Source organism: Delftia lacustris (genome assembly GCF_040267515.1).
Lineage (GTDB): Bacteria > Pseudomonadota > Gammaproteobacteria > Burkholderiales > Burkholderiaceae_C > Comamonas > Comamonas tsuruhatensis.
This window is the reverse complement of the sequence record NZ_CP141274.1, coordinates 27,937-45,833: the sequence shown is the minus strand read 5'-3', so window position 1 is coordinate 45,833 and position 17,897 is coordinate 27,937. Positions and strand designations below refer to the sequence as shown.

16 protein-coding genes are annotated in these 17,897 nt (G+C 68.8%); 11 read left to right on the top strand and 5 right to left on the bottom strand.

Going from position 1 to position 17,897, the window contains the following annotated elements:
- The first annotated feature begins 26 nt into the window (after nucleotides 1-26).
- The gene (locus U6958_RS01660) at nucleotides 27-1,055 is read left to right on the top strand and encodes a tripartite tricarboxylate transporter substrate binding protein (protein WP_016454212.1); all 1,029 of its coding nucleotides are present in this window, start codon (nucleotides 27-29) and stop codon (nucleotides 1,053-1,055) included.
- A gap of 79 nt (nucleotides 1,056-1,134) precedes the next feature.
- On the opposite strand, the gene U6958_RS01655 is transcribed toward U6958_RS01660, so the two are convergent.
- Complete coding sequence (locus tag U6958_RS01655) at nucleotides 1,135-2,493, bottom strand: aspartate aminotransferase family protein (RefSeq protein ID WP_016447223.1); 1,359 nt, start codon at nucleotides 2,491-2,493, stop codon at nucleotides 1,135-1,137.
- 246 nt (nucleotides 2,494-2,739) lie between these two features.
- Between U6958_RS01655 and U6958_RS01650 the strand changes: the two genes are divergently transcribed.
- Nucleotides 2,740-3,708: a LysR family transcriptional regulator gene (locus U6958_RS01650; RefSeq protein ID WP_074921251.1), complete on the top strand. Its 969-nt coding sequence runs from the start codon at nucleotides 2,740-2,742 to the stop codon at nucleotides 3,706-3,708.
- A 411-nt stretch (nucleotides 3,709-4,119) separates the two neighbouring features.
- Here the strand turns inward: U6958_RS01650 and U6958_RS01645 are convergent, their stop codons facing one another.
- A complete protein-coding gene (locus tag U6958_RS01645) occupies nucleotides 4,120-4,392 on the bottom strand; it encodes a DUF2061 domain-containing protein (RefSeq protein WP_016447220.1) in 273 nt (90 codons plus the stop codon).
- 138 nt (nucleotides 4,393-4,530) lie between these two features.
- Between U6958_RS01645 and U6958_RS01640 the strand changes: the two genes are divergently transcribed.
- The 5 genes from U6958_RS01640 (at nucleotide 4,531) to sigJ (ending at nucleotide 11,554) form a co-directional block, all read left to right on the top strand.
- Complete coding sequence (locus tag U6958_RS01640) at nucleotides 4,531-8,319, top strand: PAS domain S-box protein (RefSeq protein ID WP_016447219.1); 3,789 nt, start codon at nucleotides 4,531-4,533, stop codon at nucleotides 8,317-8,319.
- Nucleotides 8,316-9,317 (top strand): HD-GYP domain-containing protein, encoded by a 1,002-nt coding sequence (locus U6958_RS01635; protein ID WP_016447218.1) that lies wholly within the window; start codon nucleotides 8,316-8,318, stop codon nucleotides 9,315-9,317. Before U6958_RS01640 ends, U6958_RS01635 begins: the two co-directional genes overlap by 4 nt.
- Nucleotides 9,318-9,404: 87 nt before the next feature.
- Nucleotides 9,405-9,947, top strand: a complete 543-nt coding sequence (locus U6958_RS01630; RefSeq protein ID WP_074921139.1) for a GNAT family N-acetyltransferase — start codon at nucleotides 9,405-9,407, stop codon at nucleotides 9,945-9,947.
- A 112-nt stretch (nucleotides 9,948-10,059) separates the two neighbouring features.
- Nucleotides 10,060-10,560, top strand: coding sequence for an NUDIX hydrolase (locus U6958_RS01625; RefSeq protein ID WP_017407282.1), 501 nt, complete (start codon nucleotides 10,060-10,062; stop codon nucleotides 10,558-10,560).
- Nucleotides 10,561-10,630: 70 nt separating this feature from the next.
- A complete protein-coding gene (gene sigJ, locus U6958_RS01620) occupies nucleotides 10,631-11,554 on the top strand; it encodes an RNA polymerase sigma factor SigJ (protein WP_016447215.1) in 924 nt (307 codons plus the stop codon).
- On the opposite strand, the gene U6958_RS01615 is transcribed toward sigJ, so the two are convergent.
- The 3 genes from U6958_RS01615 to fur form a co-directional block, all read right to left on the bottom strand.
- Complete coding sequence (locus U6958_RS01615) at nucleotides 11,555-12,769, bottom strand: DUF1501 domain-containing protein (RefSeq protein ID WP_074921138.1); 1,215 nt, start codon at nucleotides 12,767-12,769, stop codon at nucleotides 11,555-11,557.
- A gap of 16 nt (nucleotides 12,770-12,785) precedes the next feature.
- Nucleotides 12,786-14,363, bottom strand: a complete 1,578-nt coding sequence (locus U6958_RS01610) for a DUF1800 domain-containing protein (protein ID WP_074921137.1) — start codon at nucleotides 14,361-14,363, stop codon at nucleotides 12,786-12,788.
- Nucleotides 14,364-14,506: 143 nt separating this feature from the next.
- Entirely contained in the window at nucleotides 14,507-14,932 is a 426-nt protein-coding gene (fur, locus tag U6958_RS01605; RefSeq protein WP_013804774.1) for a ferric iron uptake transcriptional regulator, read from the bottom strand.
- A 156-nt stretch (nucleotides 14,933-15,088) separates the two neighbouring features.
- Between fur and U6958_RS01600 the strand changes: the two genes are divergently transcribed.
- The 4 genes from U6958_RS01600 to U6958_RS01585 all read left to right on the top strand — a co-directional run bounded on the left by U6958_RS01600 (nucleotide 15,089) and on the right by U6958_RS01585 (nucleotide 17,864).
- Entirely contained in the window at nucleotides 15,089-15,637 is a 549-nt protein-coding gene (locus U6958_RS01600; protein ID WP_016447212.1) for an outer membrane protein assembly factor BamE, read from the top strand.
- 124 nt (nucleotides 15,638-15,761) lie between these two features.
- On the top strand, nucleotides 15,762-16,598 hold the full coding sequence (dapB, locus tag U6958_RS01595) for a 4-hydroxy-tetrahydrodipicolinate reductase (protein WP_017407286.1): 837 nt from the start codon (nucleotides 15,762-15,764) through the stop codon (nucleotides 16,596-16,598).
- Nucleotides 16,599-16,628: 30 nt separating this feature from the next.
- Nucleotides 16,629-17,360 (top strand): MotA/TolQ/ExbB proton channel family protein, encoded by a 732-nt coding sequence (locus U6958_RS01590; protein ID WP_016447210.1) that lies wholly within the window; start codon nucleotides 16,629-16,631, stop codon nucleotides 17,358-17,360.
- Nucleotides 17,361-17,384: 24 nt separating this feature from the next.
- Nucleotides 17,385-17,864, top strand: coding sequence for a biopolymer transporter ExbD (locus U6958_RS01585; RefSeq protein WP_074921136.1), 480 nt, complete (start codon nucleotides 17,385-17,387; stop codon nucleotides 17,862-17,864).
- The last annotated feature ends 33 nt before the right edge of the window (nucleotides 17,865-17,897 follow it).

Genomic DNA, 17,897 nt, shown 5'->3' with positions numbered 1-17,897 from the left:
ACGCATTCCCCTCACGAGACAACAGCATGAGACAAACCCCTTTCGCATCCTCCCGCACCCCGGTGCGCCGCGCAGCCCTGTGGCACGCCCTGGCCGGCGGCCTTGCGCTGGCGGCCACGCTGGCGGCGCCCCTTGCCCATGCCCAGGGCGCAGGCAGCTATCCGTCCAAGACCATTCGCCTGGTCGTGCCCTTCGCACCCGGTGGCTCCACCGACATCCTGGGCCGCCTGCTGGCGCAAAAGCTGGGCGAGAGCATGCACACCACGGTGGTGGTGGACAACAAGCCCGGTGCCAACGGCACCATCGGCTGCGACCTGGTGGCCAAGGCGCCGGCCGACGGCTACACCGTGGTGCTGGGCGACGTGGGCTGCATGGCCATGGCCAAGGGCCTGTATACCAAGCTGCCCTATGACCCGCTGCGCGACTTCGCGCCCATCAGCCTGGTGGCGCGCAGCCCGCTGGTGCTCACCGTGGGCGCGCAAAGCCCGTTCCACTCGCTCAAGGAGCTGACGGCGGCGGCCCAGGCCCAGCCCGGCAAGCTCAACTACCCCTCGTCGGGCACGGGCGGACCCAACCATCTGGGCGCCGAGCTGTATGCCATGCAGGCCAAGGTCAAGATCGGCCACGTGCCCTACAAGGGCAGCGCGCCTTCGGTGGTGTCGCTGGCCGCCGGCGAGACCGACTTCGGCTTTCTCACGGCCGTGACCATTGCCGCGCAGCTCAAGGCCGGCAAGGTGCGCGCGCTGGCCGTGGCCCACAACGAACGCCTGCAGTCCATGCCCGACGTGCCCACCATGTCGGAGGCCGGCCTCAAGGACTTCACGGCCGATGCCTGGTTCCTCGCGGCCGTGCCCGCAGGCACGCCCAAGCCCATCGTGGACCGGCTCTACGCCGAGATCGCCAAGGCCCTGCCCGCGCCCGAGGTCAAGGAAAAGCTGGACGCCATGGGCGTGCTGCCCTCGGGCCTCAAGCCCGATGCCTCGGCCCAGTTCCTGCGCGTGGAAGTGGACAAGTGGCGCGATGTGATCAAGAACGCGGGCATCACGCTGGACTGATTTCGCAGCCTTGCCGTTGCCATGCAAAAAGCCCCTGCGGCCTCACGGCCCAGGGGCTTTTCTCATGTGCCGGAGATGCTCAGTTCGTTTCGGTCAGGGCATCGCCCAGGGCGCTGACCAGCCGCTCGATCTCGGCCTTCTCGCTGATGAAGGGCGGCGCGATCTGGATGGTGTCGCCGCCGTAGCGCACGTAAAAGCCCTTGTCCCAGCACTTCATGGCGATCTCGTAGGGACGGCGGGCCGGCTCGCCGGGCAGCGACTCGATGGTGAAGCCCGCAGCCAGGCCGAAGTTGCGGATGTCGGCCACATGCTTTGCTCCCTTGAGGCTGTGCACGGCCTGCTCGAAGAACGGGGCCAGCGCGCGCACGCGGCCCGGGCCGTCCTCGCGCTGCAGCAGGTCCAGCGCGGCCACGCCCGCTGCGCAGGCAATGGGGTGGGCCGAGTAGGTATAGCCGTGCGGGAACTCCAGCATGTACTCGGGGCCGCCCGCTGCCATGAAGGTGTCGTAGATCTCCTTGCTGGCCACCACGGCGCCCAGGGGCTGGGCGCCATTGGTCACCTGCTTGGCGATGTTCATGATGTCGGGCGTGACGCCGAAGGCCTCCGCTCCCGTCATGGCGCCGCAGCGGCCGAAGCCCGTGATGACCTCGTCGAAGATCAGCAGGATGTTGTTCTGCGTGCAGATCTCGCGCAGGCGCTGCAGGTAGCCGGCCGGCGGAATCACCACGCCGGCCGAGCCCGAGAAGGGCTCGACGATGACGGCCGCGATGTTGCTGGCGTCATGCAGGGCGATCAGGTCCAGCAGCCGGTCGGCCAGCGCGCGGCCATCGGTGGCAGGCATGCCTTTGTGGAAAGACCCCAGCGCCGGCTGCGTGTGCGGCAGGTGGTCGGCCTCCACGCCCTGGCCGAAGGTCTTGCGGTTGCCCACCATGCCGCCGACGGAGATGCCGCCGAAGTTCACGCCGTGGTAGCCCTTCTCGCGCCCGATCAGCCGGGTCTTGCCGCCCTGGCCCTTGGCGCGCCAGTAGGCGCGTGCCATCTTCAGCGCCGTGTCGGCGGCTTCCGAGCCCGAGCCCGTGAAGAACACATGGTCCAGGCCTGCGGGCGTCAGCTCCTTGATCTTGTTGGCCAGCGCGAACGAGGCCGGGTGGCCGAACTGGAAGGCCGGCGCATAGTCCAGCTGCTGGGCCGCGCGGCCGATGGCTTCGGCGATCTCGCGGCGGCCATGGCCCAGGCCCGAGCACCACAGGCCCGACAGGCCGTCGAAGATCTTGCGGCCGTCGGCATCGGTGTAGTACGCGCCCTGGGCGCTGGTGATCATGCGCGGGCGCGCCTTGAACTCGCGGTTGCCGGTGAAGGGCATCCAGTGGGCCTCGAGCCAGGCGGCATCGGTGCGCGTGGCGGGGGCGGCGCTTTGTTCGGTGGGAACCAGGGTCATGGCGATCTCCTCGAGCCTAGGGAAGAAATGTGGATCGGCCCATTGTGAGCGCGCTGTTTGATTTCGCGAAGAGCACGATATCGAGGTTTACTTGCATATTTCTGCAAGTGACCAAGCGCCTGCCGGTCGCGGCATGGCGTGCGCGCATTGGGGGAATCCGTCGCCACTGCCGCCCCGTGGCTCCCCTATAGTGGCTCCCCTGTAGCGGTGGCCATGTCCGGCAAGCACACCGGGAGGCGAATGGCGATGGCGGAATTTTCTCTGGAGACCCCTGCGAGCCGCCGGGCACGCGATGGCCGTGCGCGCGCGGCGCTGGGCCAGCTGGGCGACATGGATCTGCGCCTGCTGCGCGTGTTCAAGGCCGTGGTCGAGTGCGGCGGCATGTCGGCTGCCGAGCTGGAGCTGAACATCGGCAGCTCCACGCTGAGCCGCCACATGAAGGACCTGGAAGAGCGCCTGGGCCTGACGCTGTGCCGGCGCGGGCGCGCCGGCTTCGCGCTCACGCCCGAAGGCCACCGCATCTACGAGGCCACGCTGCAGCTGCTGGGTGGCGTGGAGGGGTTTCTGGGCCAGGTGGACGACATCCATGGCCGGCTGGCCGGTACGCTGGACGTGGCGCTGTTCGACAAGACCGTGGGCAATCCGCAGTCACGCATTCCCGAGGCGATAGGCCTGCTGCACGATCAGGCGCCGCAACTGCACCTGCGGCTGCACGTGGCCTCGATACAGGCCATCGAGCGCGGACTGATGGAGGGGCGCTGGCAGGTGGGCGTGCTGCCCTCTGCACCCAGTTCGAGCGCGCTGGACAGTGCCCGGTTGTTCGGCGAGCGCATGCAGCTGTACTGCGCTCCCGGCCATCCGCTGCATGGCGCCGACCATGGCGGGCTGGACTGGGACAGCCTGGGCGCACATGCCTTTGCAGGCCTGGGCTACCAGTCACCCAATATGGCGCTCAGCCACCAGGCCGGCCTGCAGCGCCAGGCCACGGGTTTTGACCAGGAGGCCATTGCCATGCTGGTGCGCTCGGGCCGCTACCTGGGATTTCTGCCCGACCACTACGCACAGGCCATGGAGGGCCAGGGTCTGCTGCAGGCCGTGGCCCCCCACCGGTTCTTCTATCTCTGTGATTTCTTCGCGGTCTGGCGCAGTGCCGTGGTGCCTGGCCGTGCAGCCCGTGTGTTCATCGACGCGCTGCTGGGCGTGCACCGTGAATGAACGGCTTTGCCACAGCCTTGGCAAGAGGAAAATCACAGGTTTGCGAAGAGGCTATGCACAGCTTTTCACACAGCTTGTGCACATATTTTCCAGCGTATGCGCTTGACAATGTTTGGCATTGTGACCGGCGCCGGGGCTTCAGTCCGCCCCGATGCGGTCGAAAGGCATGTATGGATTCCGTGCCGGCCATGGGCCGCACGGGCAGCGCCTTGATACCAACGATTTCGCATTTCCCGGGTTCTTGCCACCATGCGCCGCCATGTCCACCTCTCTTGCCGCCACGGCAGGGCCGGGTTTCAGCCCGTGCCGCCATCGACCATCCTTGCCAGGGTTTCGGTCAGCCAATTGCCGAATGAGGCGTCCGCGCTGAAGGACCGCAGGGGCGTGGGCATGTTCGTGCTCCTGGCGGGTTCAGGCCGCAGCCGCAGTGGCTGCTGCGGGCGGCGCCATGCCGGCGCCCGCGTCGGCACGGCGGCGCAGGCCGCGCTCCCACAGCTTTTCATGGAAGAAGAAGGCCACGGCCTGCACCGTGGGCTCCAACAGGCTGAGCGTCAGCGCGGCCCAGAGATTGCGGGTCACGGCATAGGCCACGGCCGCTGCCACGGTGACATGGATGACGTAGTAGCTGGCGGTCTTCAACAGCGTGCGTCGGTGGTGGTGAAGGGTCTGGCGGATGCGGCTCATGGGGCTCTCCTCGGGATGAGACTCCATGCTAGGTGCGATGAATAGTTATGGCCAATCGAAAATGATCATCAAAGTTATAAATACTATCGATGGCCGGCGGTTGCGTGCTGCGGCCTTGTGCCATGCGGGGGGCGCGCCATGAGCTGGGACCAGATTTTCGTGCTCGGCTGGGCGCCGCATCCGCAGTGGTTCCAGTGGCTGCATCCGGGCCTGGTGACGCTGTCGGTGCTGGTGGCCGTGGCCACGTCGGTGATGGCCATGCAGATTGCCGGGCTGGCGCGCGATGCCGCGTCGCCGCGCATACGCCGCGTGGGCGTGCTCACGGGCGCCTTCTGCCTGGGCGCGGGCATCTGGGCCATGCACTTCATCGGCATGCTGGCCTTCGTGCCCTGCACCTTTGGCGACTACGACCCCTGGATCACCACGCTGTCCATGCTGCCCAGCATGCTGGCGTCCTGGCTGGCGCTGACGCTGATGGTGCGGCCGCAGCTGTCCACGCAGGCGCTGGTGGGCGGCGGCGTGCTCATGGGGCTGGGCATTGGCTCCATGCACTACATCGGCATGGCGGCGGCCCAGACCTGGACCTCGATGCTCTACGACCCCTGGGGCGTGCTGCTGTCGGTGATCGTGGCGGCAGGCATGGCCATGCTGTCGCTGTGGGTGCGCTTCAGGCTGGGCAACACGGGCCGGCTGTGGCCCACGCTGGTGGCCGGCATCGTCATGGGCCTGGCCATTTCCTGCATGCACTATGCGGGCCTGTATGCACTGCGCCTCAAGCCCGAGATCGATGTGCTGGCGCAGGTGGAGTCGCCCACACATGCGCTGCTGGTGTTCTCCATCGTCGGCATGGTGGTGCTGATCTTCGGTCTGGTGTTCGCGGTCAACATGACGCTGCGCTACCGCCAGATCTACCGCCAGGTGCAGCGCAGCGAATCGCGCCTGCGCGCCGTGGTGGAGACGGCGGTGGACGGCATCGTGATGATCAACGGGCGCGGCAGCATCGTGTCGTTCAACGGCGCGGCCGAGCGGCTGCTGGGCTGGACGGCGCAGGAGGTGGTGGGCCGCAGCGCAAGCCTGCTCATGCCCGCGTCGGGCTGCGATGGCGATGGCGGCTCGCTGCAAAAGCATCTGGCCACGGGCTTTGCGGGCCTGCTGGGCTCCAGCCGCGATATCAACGCCATGCACAAGGACGGCACGCAGATCGCCGTGCGCCTGGCCGTGGGGCGGGTGGCGATTGCCGGCGATCCGCTGTACGTGGGCTTTGTGACCGATATCCGCGAGCGCCGCCAGATGCTGCAGTCGCTGCGCCGCAGCGAGGAGCAGTACCGCACCCTGATCAACAACGTGCCCGGCACCACGTTCCGCTGCCTGTACGACGGCAAATGGACGCCGCTGCTGCTCAGCCGCTCCATCGAGGAGTTGACGGGCTGGACCGAGCAGGATTTCACCGATGGCCTCACGGGCTGGGACCGGCTCATCCACGCCGAGGACCGCGACCGGCTGGAGGCTGCGGTGGCGCATTCTCTGGCGCGGCGCCAGACCTACAACGCCGACTACCGCCTGCTGCACCGCGACGGCAGCACGCGCTGGGTGTCCGAGACCGGGCGCGGCGTCTTCAACGAACAGGACGAACTGACCTGGATCGACGGCGTGATCATGGACCAGACGGCGGCGCGCGCGCGCAATGCCGAGTTCGAGGGCACGGTGCGCGCCATCGACCTGTCGCTGGCCACCATCGAGTACGACCTGCGCGGCCATGTGCTGCGCGCCAACCGCAATTTCCTGGACCTGTTCGGCTACCGGCTCGACGAGGTCGCGGGCCGCCACCACGGCATGTTCTGCGAGCCCGGCTATGCGCATTCGCCCGAGCATGTGCAGTTCTGGCGCCGCCTGGCCGAGGGCGAGTTCCAGGCCGGCGAGTTCCTGCGCTGCGGGCACGAGGGGCGGCGCATCTGGGTGCAGGCCACCTACAACCCCATACGCGGTGCCGACGGCCGGCCCTACAAGATCGTCAAGCTGCTCACCGACATCAGCGCCCAGCGCAAGCTGGCCCAGGAGCTGGTGCTGGCCAAGGAGCATGCCGAAGCCGCGGCCGCCGCGCGCAGCACCTTCCTGGCCAACATGAGCCACGAGATCCGCACGCCCATGAACGCCATCATCGGCTTCACCGAGGCGTTGCGCGAAACGGCGCTGCAGCCCACGCAGGCGCGCTACCTGGACACGGTGCACTATGCGGCGCGCTCCATGCTGCGCCTGCTCAACGACATCCTGGACACGGCCAAGCTCGACAAGGGCGCGGTGGAGCTGGAGATAGAGGACTTCTCGGTGCGCGAGCTGTGCCAGCAGATCCTGGCATCGCTGCGCATCACGGCCGATCGCAAGGGCCTGGACCTGCGCCTGGACTACGACCCGCACACGCCGGCCGCGCTGCGCGGCGACGGCATGCGTGTGCAGCAGATCCTGGTGAACCTGCTGGGCAATGCCGTGAAGTTCACCGAACGCGGCCATGTGCTGCTGCGCGTGCGCTACGAGCAGGGCGTGCTCCAGCTCGATGTGCATGACACGGGCATAGGCATCGCGGCCGAGAAGATCCACCGCATCTTCGACCCCTTTGCCCAGGCCGACGCCTCGACCACGCGGCGTTTCGGCGGCACGGGCCTGGGCACGACCATCTCGCGCCAGCTGGCCGAACTCATGGGCGGCAGCATCCAGCTGCACAGCACGGTGGGCGTGGGCACGGTGTTCGAGGTGCGCTTGCCCCTGCCGGTCGGCGAGAGCCCGCTGTCCGAGCGCGGGGCGGCCAGCCGCGGCCTGCCGCCGCTGCACATCCTGGCCGTGGACGATGTGCCCGAGAACCTGGAGCTGCTGCAGATCAACTTCTCCAGCCAGAACCACCAGATGGTGCTGGCCCACGACGGTGCCGAGGCGCTGCGCTGCGTGCAGGCGCAGGAGCCGCCTTTCGACGTGGTGCTGATGGACCTGCAGATGCCGGGCATGGACGGCCTGGCGGCGGCGCGCGCCATCCGTGTCTGGGAGCGGCAGCTGCAGCGCCGGCCCGTGCCCATCGTCGCGCTGTCGGCCAGCGTGCTGGAGAAGGACCGCAGCGACGCCACCGCCGCCGGCATGGACGGCTTTGCCTCCAAGCCGCTGGACATGGCGCGGCTGCAGGCCGAGATCGCACGCCTGCTGTCGCTGCAGGTGGCGCTCAAGGAGGCCAGGCCGCCCGCGCCCGCCAGCGCCCAGCCGGGGCTGCCTGATGTCACGGTGGACTGGGCCTCGGGCATTGCGCTGTGGGGCCGGGTCGATCCGCTGGTGGCCGCCATTCGGCGTTTCCTCAATGAACAGCTGGACCTGGCCGACCGCCTGCGCCGTGCCCTGCAGCGCCCCGGACCCGAGGCCTTGATCGGCCTGGCGCACCGCGTGCGCGGCGCGGCCGGCAACCTGGGCCTGCAGGCCGTGTACCGGCTGGCATCGCGCCTGGAAGGCCTGGCGCAGGAGGGCGCCGGGCAGCCGCAGCTGCTTGCCCTCATCGACCAGCTGCACCAGGCGCTGGATGCCGTAGCGCGCGAGCTGCGCCAGCGCCACCCGGCCGCCATGCCGATGGCCGAGGCACAGGGGGCGGCATCGGGCGAGGCGCCGGGCCAGGCGCAGGGCCATGCGTGGGCGCAGGCCGAGGGCGATGCGGCGCCCCAGGCGGGCGCACCCGCCCTGCCTGCCGATGCCCGGCCCTGGCTGGAGCGCATCGTGGCCGCCTTGCACAGCGGGGAGCTGGACGGGCAGGCCATGCAGGCCCTCGTGCGCATGCTGACGGCCGAACAGCTTCAGCCGCTGCAGCAGGCACTGGATAATTTCGACTTCGAGCGCGCGCAGGAATGCGCCCAGCAGTTGCAGCAGCAACTGCCCTCGAACGATGGAGACAGAGCATGAATGCGCCCAATCTATTGGCAACGGACAAGCGCCCGCGCCTGCTGCTGGTCGATGACGACCCGACCAACCTGCATGTGCTGCGCCAGATCCTGGGCGAGGATTACCGGCTCTCGTTCGCCACGGACGGGCGCAAGGCTCTGCAGCTGGCCCAGCACCAGCCGGACCTGATCCTGCTGGACATCATGATGCCCGAGCTGGACGGCTACGCCGTGTGCCGCCAGCTCAAGGCGCAGGCCGACACGGCCCGCATCCCGGTGATCTTCATCACCGCCCTGTCGGACGGCCAGGACGAGGCCCTGGGTTTTGCCTCGGGCGCGGTGGACTACATCGTCAAGCCCGTGCGCGCGCCCGTGGTGCGGGCGCGGGTGCGCAACCACCTGTCGCTGGTCAAGCTCGACGAGCTGCGCAGCACGCGGCTGCAGATCGTGCAGCGCCTGGGCCGCGCGGCCGAGTACCGCGACAACGAAACCGGCATGCACGTGATCCGCATGAGCCACTACGCCAAGACACTGGCCTTGGCGGCCGGCTGCACCGACGAATGGGCGGACGACCTGCTCAACGCCGCGCCCATGCACGATGTGGGCAAGATCGGCATCCCCGATGCCATCCTGCTCAAGAACGGCCCGCTGACGGCCGAGGAATGGACGGTCATGCGCCGCCATCCGCAGATCGGCGCCGAGATCATCGGCGAGCACGATTCCCAGGTGCTGCAGATGGCCTACAGCATCGCGCTGACCCACCACGAGAAATGGGACGGCACGGGCTATCCGCAGGGCCTGGCGGGCGAGGACATCCCGCTGGCCTCGCGCATCGTGGCCGTGGCCGACGTGTTCGATGCCCTCACCACGGAACGCCCCTACAAACACGCGTGGACGGTGGACGACGCCATGGATCACATAGAGCAGCAGGCCGGCGCCCACTTCGACCCGCGCCTGGTGCCGCTGTTCATCGGCCTGCGCCCGCAGCTGGAAGACATACGCGAGCGCTGGAAGGATTGACGGGGAACCGATTCCTGCAGGGTGCGCCGGGGCTTGGGCAATCGCTTACCCTGGGCGGCCTGTCTCCGGCACCTGCCTGTCCTGCCCATGTCTTGTTCGCCTTCTCCCTCCTCTTCCTTGCCTGCCGCTGACCGCTTCCATGTCCGCGCACTGACCGCCGCCGACCTGCCCGGTCTGCTGGACATCCAGCGGGCCTGCTATGGCGAGGACTATGCCGAGAGCGGCGAGGTCTTTGCGCGGCGCCTGGCCGGCACGGCCCATTGCTCGCTGGCACTGGAGCAGGACGGCCGTGTGTGCGCCTATCTCGCGGCCTACCGCAGCCTCATGGCCAAGATCACGCCGCTGCACGGTGACTTCGAGGCCGTCGAGCAGGCCGACACCCTGTACCTGCACGACATGGCCGTGCACCCCGAGGCCGCAGGCCAGGGCCTGGCCCGTGCGCTGCTGGCGCCGCTGTGGGAGCGGGCGCGCGCCGAGGGCCTGCGCCACACGGCCCTGGTGTCGGTGCAGGGCTCGCGCGGCTACTGGGAGCGCCATGGCTATGCCGTGCAGGCGTTGACCGATCCGCTGCAGCAGCAGCGCCTGGTGAGCTACGGCGACGGTGCGCTGTACATGGCCCGGCCGCTGTAGGGCGGTGCTACGGGGCGCTACAGGGTGCTACAGGGCGCCGTGTCGCGTGGTGGTCTGCAAGGCGCGGTGATGGGGTTTTTGGCCGGGGACGGGCCGGCCGCCTCTGGTCATAATGCGCGCCATGCCCGATCGCTGGAAACCCAATGTCACTGTGGCGGCCATCATTGAGCGCGATGGCCGTTTTCTGCTGGTGGAAGAAGACACGGCCGATGGCGTGCGCTACAACACCCCCGCCGGCCATCTCGACCCTGCCGAGTCGCCCATCACCGCCTGTGTGCGCGAGGTCGATGAGGAGACGGCGCACGACTTCGTGCCCACGGCCCTGGTCGGCGTCTACCTGAACCGCTTCGTGCGCACGCGCACCGGCTCCGACATCACCTATCTGCGCTTTGCCTTCACGGGCGAGCTGGGTGACTTCCGGGCCGGCCAGCCGCTGGACGACGGCATCATCCGCACGGTCTGGATGACGCTGGACGAACTCAAGGCCTGCACCGCCCAGCACCGCAGTCCGCTGGTGATGCAAAGCATAGAGGACTACCTGGCCGGCCGCCGCTACCCGCTGGAGCTGATCCACACCGATCCCAGCGTGCTGCAGGCTCCGCAGCCCCACTGAGTCACCAAGGCACCGAGCACCATGCCGGCCCTGTCTGTCACACAACGCCACGCTCCCGCGTCTTGATGGCATGCAGACCTCCTCCGCCACCGACGATCCCCTGGCCCTGTTCGAGCGCCACCGCCCGCGCCTGTTCGGCCTGGCCTACCGCATGCTCGGCCAGCGCGCCGATGCCGAAGACCTGGTCCAGGAGGCCTGGCTGCGCTGGCATGGCGCCGAGCGCGCCGGCATAGAGCAGCCCGAGGCCTGGCTGGTCTCCGTGACCACGCGCCTGGCCATAGACCGGCTGCGCCGCCTGCGCGCCGAGCGCGAGCACTACCAGGGCTTCTGGCTGCCCGAGCCCCTGGTCCAGCCCTGGGCCGAGGAGTCCGCCCCCTCGGCCGAAGACCTGCTGGAGCGTGCCCACGACGTGTCCACGGCGCTGATGTTCGTGCTCGAGCAGCTCACGCCCGACGAGCGCGCCGCCTTTTTGCTGCGCGAGGTCTTCGATGCCGACTATGCCGAGGTGGCCCAGGCCCTGGGCCGCAGCGAGGCCGCCTGCCGCCAGCTCGTGCACCGCGCCCGCAGCCATGTGCAGGCCGGCCGCCCGCGCTTTGCGGCGCCGCCCGAGGCCCATGCCGCGCTGCTGCAGCGCTTTGCGCAGGCCGTGCAGGGTGGGGACTTTGCGCAGATCCAGGCGCTGTTCGCGCCCGATGCCGAACTCATCAGCGACGGCGGCGGCAAGGTGCCCTCGTTCGGCCGCGTGCTGGAGACCGGCCGGCGCCTGGCCCTGCTGTACTTCGCCACCACGCGCCGCATGCGGCGCAACGGCCAGCGCCAGACCCTGCACCTGGCGCGCATCAACGGCCTGCCGGGCCTGCTGCGCTGCATCGACGGCGAGCTGGAATCCGTGCAGACGCTGCTGGTCGAAGACGGCCTGATCCGCCGCATCTACACGCTGCGCAATCCCGACAAGCTGTCCGGCGTGCCAGTGCCGCCGCAGGCGCTGCCGTAGTCAGACGAGTTGCAGGTCGCGGGGCGTCGCGCCTTCGAAGACACGCTGCAGCTGGGCCGGGCTCAATCCATACATGCGCTGGAACAGGCCGCCCAGCACGGCGCGGTACTCGTTGAGCACGGGATGGTCGCGGTTCTGGAACAGGTTTTTCTGGTTGACCTCGACCTGCTCTCCCACGATGCGACCGCCCGCGCGCGCGGACAGCCCGCCGCCCAGCAGCCAGTAGGTCGTGCCGTGGCCGTGGTCCGTGCCCTTGTTGCCGTTCTCGCGGAAGGTGCGGCCGAATTCGCTGATCACCACCACCACCGTATGGCGCCAGGCCTCGGGACCTATCTCCTGGGCAAAACCGGCCAGGCCCCGGCCCAGCTCGTCCAGCCGTCCGGCCAGCGCGCCTGTGGCGCCGCCCTGGGCCACATGCGTGTCCCAGCCGCCCACATCCACAAAGCCCAGGTCGAAGCGATCGCGCATCAGGGCCGCCATGCGCTGCGCCACCAGCGCAAAGCCCCGCGCGCTGATGGCGTCGCGCCCGGCCTGGTCCATCTCTTCCTGCACGCTGCGCTGCACTGCATCGCGCACGGCAAAGCCCTCCTGCACGGCCGTGGCCAGGGCAGTGCCTGCGTACATGGCGGCAATGGCCTGGCTGCGTCTATCGTCCAGCCCGCCCTTGCCCACGGACGCCAGGGCCATGTTGGCGGACGGCAGGCTGCCACGCAGCAGCAGTGGCAACTGGGGCGTGAACGACATGGGCGACACCGGGCCCCGCCCGTCCTGCCCCAGCACCTGGGCCAGCCGGTTCAGAAAGCCCGACTGGTAGCTGCGGCGCCCGTCCAGGCCCTGGCCCAGTTCGATGGAGTCCTGTGTCTCGAAATGGCTGCGCGACAGGTCGTGCGTGCCTGCAAAGGGCACGAAGCAGGCCTGGCCGGCCTGGAACAGCGGATGGATGCTGTCCTCCAGCATCGGGTGCAGGCCCCAGCGGCCATCCAGCGCCAGCGCGCCGCCGGCCTCGCCGGGACGGGGGATGGCAATGCTGGGACGGGCCTCGTAGTAGAAGTCGCTGTGCGTGGGCACCAGCAGACTGTTGCAGTCATAGGCACCGCGCAGAAACACCAGCAGCAGGCGCGGCGTGGCTGGCTGGAGGGCGGCCGCCTGCAGCCGGCCCAGGTGGGCGGCAAAGGGCAGGGCCGATGCCATGGTCAGGAAGTGGCGTCGCTGCATGGAAAGTCTCCGGGGTTCAGCGGAACATCATCTCGGGTGCGGACAGGAAGTAGGTATTCCAGTCCGCCGGATTGCGCGCCTGGGCCAGTGCCGCCTGCGTGGCCTGGCTCCACTGGGGCAGGCGCTGGCGCACGCTGGCCCGTTCAGACAGCATGGGGTAGGGCGGCTTCTCCAGCGCCTCCTTGGGGTCGGCGCGAAACAGCACGGCGCTGCGCGTGGCGATCTGGCGCGCCACCTCGAAGCGTGCCGCCATCTGGCCCGAACTGGCCCAGTCGGACTGCATCTGCGGATAGCCGTCCGGCGTCTCATGCGCGTAGAGGTTCTGGCCCAGCCGGTTGATCCAGCCCAGCACGGGCGCCACGTCGGCCGCCACGCGCTGGTCCACCGACAGCCGCGTGGCGGCCAGCACGTAGTGCAGCGGATCGCGGAACTTGCGGCCAAAGCGCGCGGCCTCCGGATCGGTCAGCAGCGCCGCCACGGTGGCTGCGATGTCGCCCCGGCTGCGCGTGAAGGCCTGTGCCGTGCGCTGCACCAGGGCCGGCGGCGGATCGTCGGCAATGAAGAACACCGCCAGCTTGTGCGCGATGAACTGCGCGGTGGCCGGCGCGGCGACGATGCGGTCCAGCGCCTCCTGGACCTCGGCCATGCCGCGTGCCTGCAGGGGCTGGCCCAGGAAGGTCTTGGCTCCGTAGTCGTGCCGGTTGGGATTGAACTCGAAGAATCCCGAGCGCAGGTAGTCGCCCTGGCGCCCGCCGCGCATGCGCGGCGGCGCCGTGCCGGCCGGCTGCAGATTGATGCCCACGCCTGTCAGGATGCGCGCCATCTCCTGCACGTCGGCCTGGGTGTAGCCGCTGCCCACGCCCATGGTGTGCAGCTCCAGCAGCTCGCGCGCGTAGTTTTCGTTGATGCGGCCCGCCGCATTGCTGGCGTTGTCCAGGTAGCGCAGCATGGCCGGGTGGCGCAGCGAGGCCTCCAGCAGGCTGCGGAAACTGCCCAGCGCATGCGGGCGTATGGCCTGCTCCTCGTAGTCGCCCACCCAGGCGCGGATATCGGCCTTGCGCAGGCTGACGCTGAAATGGTTCATCCAGAACCAGGTCATCTGCTCTTGCAGCTGTGCCGGCGAGTACAGCGCGCGGATCACGAAGCGCTTCTGGGCATCGCTGCCCAGCTGGTTCAGCGTGCGCTGGTAGGCCTGCTGCCGCGCGGCCTTTTCATCGGCCGATGCGGCTTCCTGCACGGCCTTGCGCTGGTCGCCCAGCTCCAGCAGCACCTGGTCCATGGGGCGCTGGCTGATGCCCAGCCCATCAATGCGCTGCTGCGCCTGCGCAGGCAGCGGCTGAGGCCCCGGCTGCAGTTGCCGTGCCAGCCAGGCCTTGAGGCCCAGGCGCTGCAGCTGCGCATCCTCGCTGTCGGTGGCGCCCCAGGTGACGCGGTCCAGCCATTGCTGGCGCTGCGCGGCGGTGAGCGGTGCCTCGGCCACTCCCTGCAGCGCGGCCGCTGCGGACGAAGGCGGGGCCTGCAAGGGCGCACAGCCTGTGGCCAGGACGATGGCGGAGAAAGTGAGAGCGATGGCGAACGGCGAAGTGCGGCGCATGGTGTCTCGGTGGGTAGGGGGCATCCATTGGACGCCAGCATCCTCCACCCATGTGCTTCGCCCTGTAAAGCGCCGGTAGCAAAAAGTAAAAGGCAAAAAAAAGCGGAGTGTGAAGCACTCCGCTTTTTCTGAGGGACCCTGCCTTATTTGCTGGGCCGGCTCGCGCATTCAGCGCACTGTCCGTACAGGGCCATCGAATGGTCCTGGATCACCCAGCCCTTGGCCTTGGCGATCAGGTTCTGGCGCTTTTCGATATCGGGATCGTAGAACTCTTCGACCTTGCCGCAGCTGGTGCAGACAAAGTGGTCGTGGTGCTGGCCTTCATTGAGCTCGTAGACGGCCTTGCCGCTCTCGAAATTGCTGCGGATGAGGATGCCTGCCTGCTCGAACTGCGTGAGCACGCGGTAGACCGTGGCCAGGCCGATGTCCGAACGCTCGTCCAGCAGCACGCGGAACACGTCTTCGGCCGTCATGTGGCGTTGCGCACCCGTCTGGAAGATCTCCAGGATCTTCAGGCGGGGCAGCGTGGCCTTCAGGCCGGTACTCTTGAGTTCGTCGATGTTCTTCATGTCTGGGTCTTTGGCAGAGACTGCCCGCTGGGCTGCCACCACGGCAGGTGCGGGACGGCGAACAAAATGGCCCTGGTGCCAGGGGCGTCGCATGATCGCAAGCCCCGGGGACCAGCCGCTACAATGATCCACGATCATATCCCTATGCTGATACCAATGCATGTTCAAGCCCGTTGCCGCGCCAGTGCGGCCCTGATGCTGTTGATCGGGGTGGCGCTGGCAGGCTGCAGCAGCCTCGATGGCGCCGCGCACCGAGTCGCCAATGTCGTCACTCCCTACAAGGTCGAGGTCGTCCAAGGCAACTTCGTCTCCCGCGAACAGGTCGAGGCCCTGCAGCCCGGCATGAGCCGCCAGCAGGTGCGTGACATCCTCGGCACGCCGCTGGTCACCAGCGTATTCCACGCCGACCGCTGGGAATATGTGTTCACCATCAAGCGTCCCGGCGTCGATTCCCAGGTGCGCAAGCTGACCGTCTTCTTCAACGGCGACCTGTTCGCGCGCTCCGAAGGCGACGAAATGCCCACCGAGGCCGAATTCGTCGCCAGCCTGGGCTCCAAGAAGAAGCTGGGCAAGATTCCTCAGCTGGAAGCCAGCGAGGAGCAGCTGTCCAAGTTCCCCGCTGCCAAGCCGGTCGAAGAGCCCGTGGCCGCCGAGCCGCCGCCCGCGGCGGCCAGCTATCCGCCACTGGAGCCCGGCGCCCGCTGATATCGCCGCCCGCGCGCCGCAAGGCATGCGGGCGTTTTTCCGTGGATGGCGGCTGCCGCGGTGCCTGCCGTGCGCCCGGGCAGTCCACTTTCCACGCATTGAGCCTTTGCATCTCTTTCCCGACATGAACGCCACGACCGCCACTTCCTCCAGCAACAACCAGCGCCTGCGCGTGGCCGTGGCCGGCGCCTCCGGCCGCATGGGCCGTATGCTGATCGAGGCCATCGCGCAAAGCGATGACCTTGCGCTGACCGCCGCGCTGGACCGTCCCGACAGCCCTGCGCTGGGCACCGATCCCTCGGCCTTCCTGGGCCTGGCCAGCGGCATCGTCATCGAAAGCGATGTGCGCGCCGCGCTGTCCAAGGCCGACTGCCTGATCGACTTCACGCGCCCCGAGGGCACGTTGGAGCACCTGGCCATCTGCGCCGAACTGGGCGTCAGGCTGGTCATCGGCACCACGGGCTTCAGCGACGAGCAAAAGGCGCGCATCGCCGAGTACGCCCAGCGCACGGCCGTGGTGCTGTCGCCCAACATGAGCGTGGGCGTGAACGTGACCTTCAAGCTGCTGGAGATGGCGGCCAAGGCCCTGTCCAGCGGCTACGACATCGAGATCGTCGAGGCCCACCACCGCCACAAGGTGGATGCGCCTTCGGGCACCGCCCTCAAGATGGGCGAGGTCATCGCCGAAGCCCAGGGCACGAAGCTGGCCGACCGCGCCGTCTACGAGCGCTTCGGCCACACCGGTGCGCGCGAGGACAACACCATCGGCTTTGCCACCGTGCGCGGTGGCGACATCATCGGCGACCACACGGTGCTGTTTGCGGGCACGGGCGAGCGCATCGAGATCTCGCACAAGTCCAGCAGCCGTGCCGGCTATGCCCAGGGCAGCCTGCGTGCCGCGCGCTTCCTGGCGGGCAAGACCAGCGGCCAGTACGACATGTACGCCGTATTGGGCCTGTGACGAGGCTCGCAGCACGGGCAAGGTAAGACCATGAGCGGCCCACTCTGGCTCTGGTGGCAGCAAGGCGATGCCGTCGCGCGCGGCACGGCGCTGCTGCTGCTGGCGCTGTCGGTGGCCAGCTGGGTGGTCATCGTCTGGAAGGTCTGGTTCATGGCCGCCAGCCGGCGCCGCGTTCCCCAGGCCATTGCGGCCTTCTGGAGCGCGCCGGACCTGGCCTCGGGCCAGGCCCGCATGGGCGAGGGGGATCGCCAGCAACTGGTGGCACCCATGGCCGAGGCCGTGACACAGGCGCTGGCACCCATGGGCAGCGGCCTGGCGCTTGCGGGACGCGCGGCGCATTCCGTCCGCCTGACGCGGGGGCTTCGCCAGGCGCTGCAATCGGCCAGCCACCAGCTGCAATGGGGCCAGACCCTGTTGGCCACGGTGGGCGCCACGGCACCTTTTGTCGGCCTGCTGGGCACCGTCTGGGGCATTCACCACGCGCTGGCCACGCTGGCGGGCAGCGGGCAGATCGGCATCGAACAACTGGCCGGCCCGGTGGGCGAGGCCCTGGTGATGACGGCGGCCGGACTGGCCGTGGCCCTGCCGGCCGTGCTGGCCTACAACCTGCTGGGCCGGGCTGCGGCCCAGATGGAGGCCCTGCTGGAAGGCTTTGCCCATGACCTGCAGGCCATGTTCGGCACCCAGCCGGCCGAGCAGGCGCCGCACGATGACGGCATGGCCGTCGCCGGCCTGCCTGCCGGCCCCATGGAAGCGCCCTGACGGGGCGGCTCGCCAGGAGCGCACATGGCCTTTGGACGACTGAGCGGCAAGGAAAGCTCCTCCCAGCCCATGCACGCCATCAACGTCACCCCGCTGGTGGATGTGATGCTGGTGCTCGTCGTCATCTTCATCCTCGCGGCACCCATGCTGGCCGCCTCGCTGCGCGTGCAATTGCCCCAGGCCCAGGGCACCCAGCCCATGGCCGCCGCGGGCGAGGACGATGCGCTGCTGCTGGAGGTCGATGCGAAGGGCGCGCTCTGGATGCAGGGCCAGCCCGCCACGGCGGATGCGCTGCGTGAGCGCCTCGCTCAGCTCGGCGCGCGCAACCCCCAGGCAGAACTGCAACTGCGTGCCGACCAGGCCGTGCCCTATGGCCGCGTGGCCGAACTCATGGGCTGGGCCCACGCGGCAGGGCTGACGCGCATAGGCTTCGTGGCCGAGCCGGTGCGAAACCAGGATGGAAAACCCGCAGCCGTCCTGGGTCCCACCGGCGCCGGGCGCTGAAGCGATCAGGCGCTCAAGCGCCGCCGGGCCTGC

Coding starts and splice junctions, on each gene's coding strand:
- U6958_RS01660 (WP_016454212.1), top strand. CDS start 27: ATGAGACAAACCCCTTTCGCATCCTCCCGCACCCCGGTGCGCCGCGCA.
- U6958_RS01655 (WP_016447223.1), bottom strand. CDS start 2,493: ATGACCCTGGTTCCCACCGAACAAAGCGCCGCCCCCGCCACGCGCACC.
- U6958_RS01650 (WP_074921251.1), top strand. CDS start 2,740: ATGGCGGAATTTTCTCTGGAGACCCCTGCGAGCCGCCGGGCACGCGAT.
- U6958_RS01645 (WP_016447220.1), bottom strand. CDS start 4,392: ATGAGCCGCATCCGCCAGACCCTTCACCACCACCGACGCACGCTGTTG.
- U6958_RS01640 (WP_016447219.1), top strand. CDS start 4,531: ATGAGCTGGGACCAGATTTTCGTGCTCGGCTGGGCGCCGCATCCGCAG.
- U6958_RS01635 (WP_016447218.1), top strand. CDS start 8,316: ATGAATGCGCCCAATCTATTGGCAACGGACAAGCGCCCGCGCCTGCTG.
- U6958_RS01630 (WP_074921139.1), top strand. CDS start 9,405: ATGTCTTGTTCGCCTTCTCCCTCCTCTTCCTTGCCTGCCGCTGACCGC.
- U6958_RS01625 (WP_017407282.1), top strand. CDS start 10,060: ATGCGCGCCATGCCCGATCGCTGGAAACCCAATGTCACTGTGGCGGCC.
- sigJ (WP_016447215.1), top strand. CDS start 10,631: ATGCAGACCTCCTCCGCCACCGACGATCCCCTGGCCCTGTTCGAGCGC.
- U6958_RS01615 (WP_074921138.1), bottom strand. CDS start 12,769: ATGCAGCGACGCCACTTCCTGACCATGGCATCGGCCCTGCCCTTTGCC.
- U6958_RS01610 (WP_074921137.1), bottom strand. CDS start 14,363: ATGCGCCGCACTTCGCCGTTCGCCATCGCTCTCACTTTCTCCGCCATC.
- fur (WP_013804774.1), bottom strand. CDS start 14,932: ATGAAGAACATCGACGAACTCAAGAGTACCGGCCTGAAGGCCACGCTG.
- U6958_RS01600 (WP_016447212.1), top strand. CDS start 15,089: ATGCATGTTCAAGCCCGTTGCCGCGCCAGTGCGGCCCTGATGCTGTTG.
- dapB (WP_017407286.1), top strand. CDS start 15,762: ATGAACGCCACGACCGCCACTTCCTCCAGCAACAACCAGCGCCTGCGC.
- U6958_RS01590 (WP_016447210.1), top strand. CDS start 16,629: ATGAGCGGCCCACTCTGGCTCTGGTGGCAGCAAGGCGATGCCGTCGCG.
- U6958_RS01585 (WP_074921136.1), top strand. CDS start 17,385: ATGGCCTTTGGACGACTGAGCGGCAAGGAAAGCTCCTCCCAGCCCATG.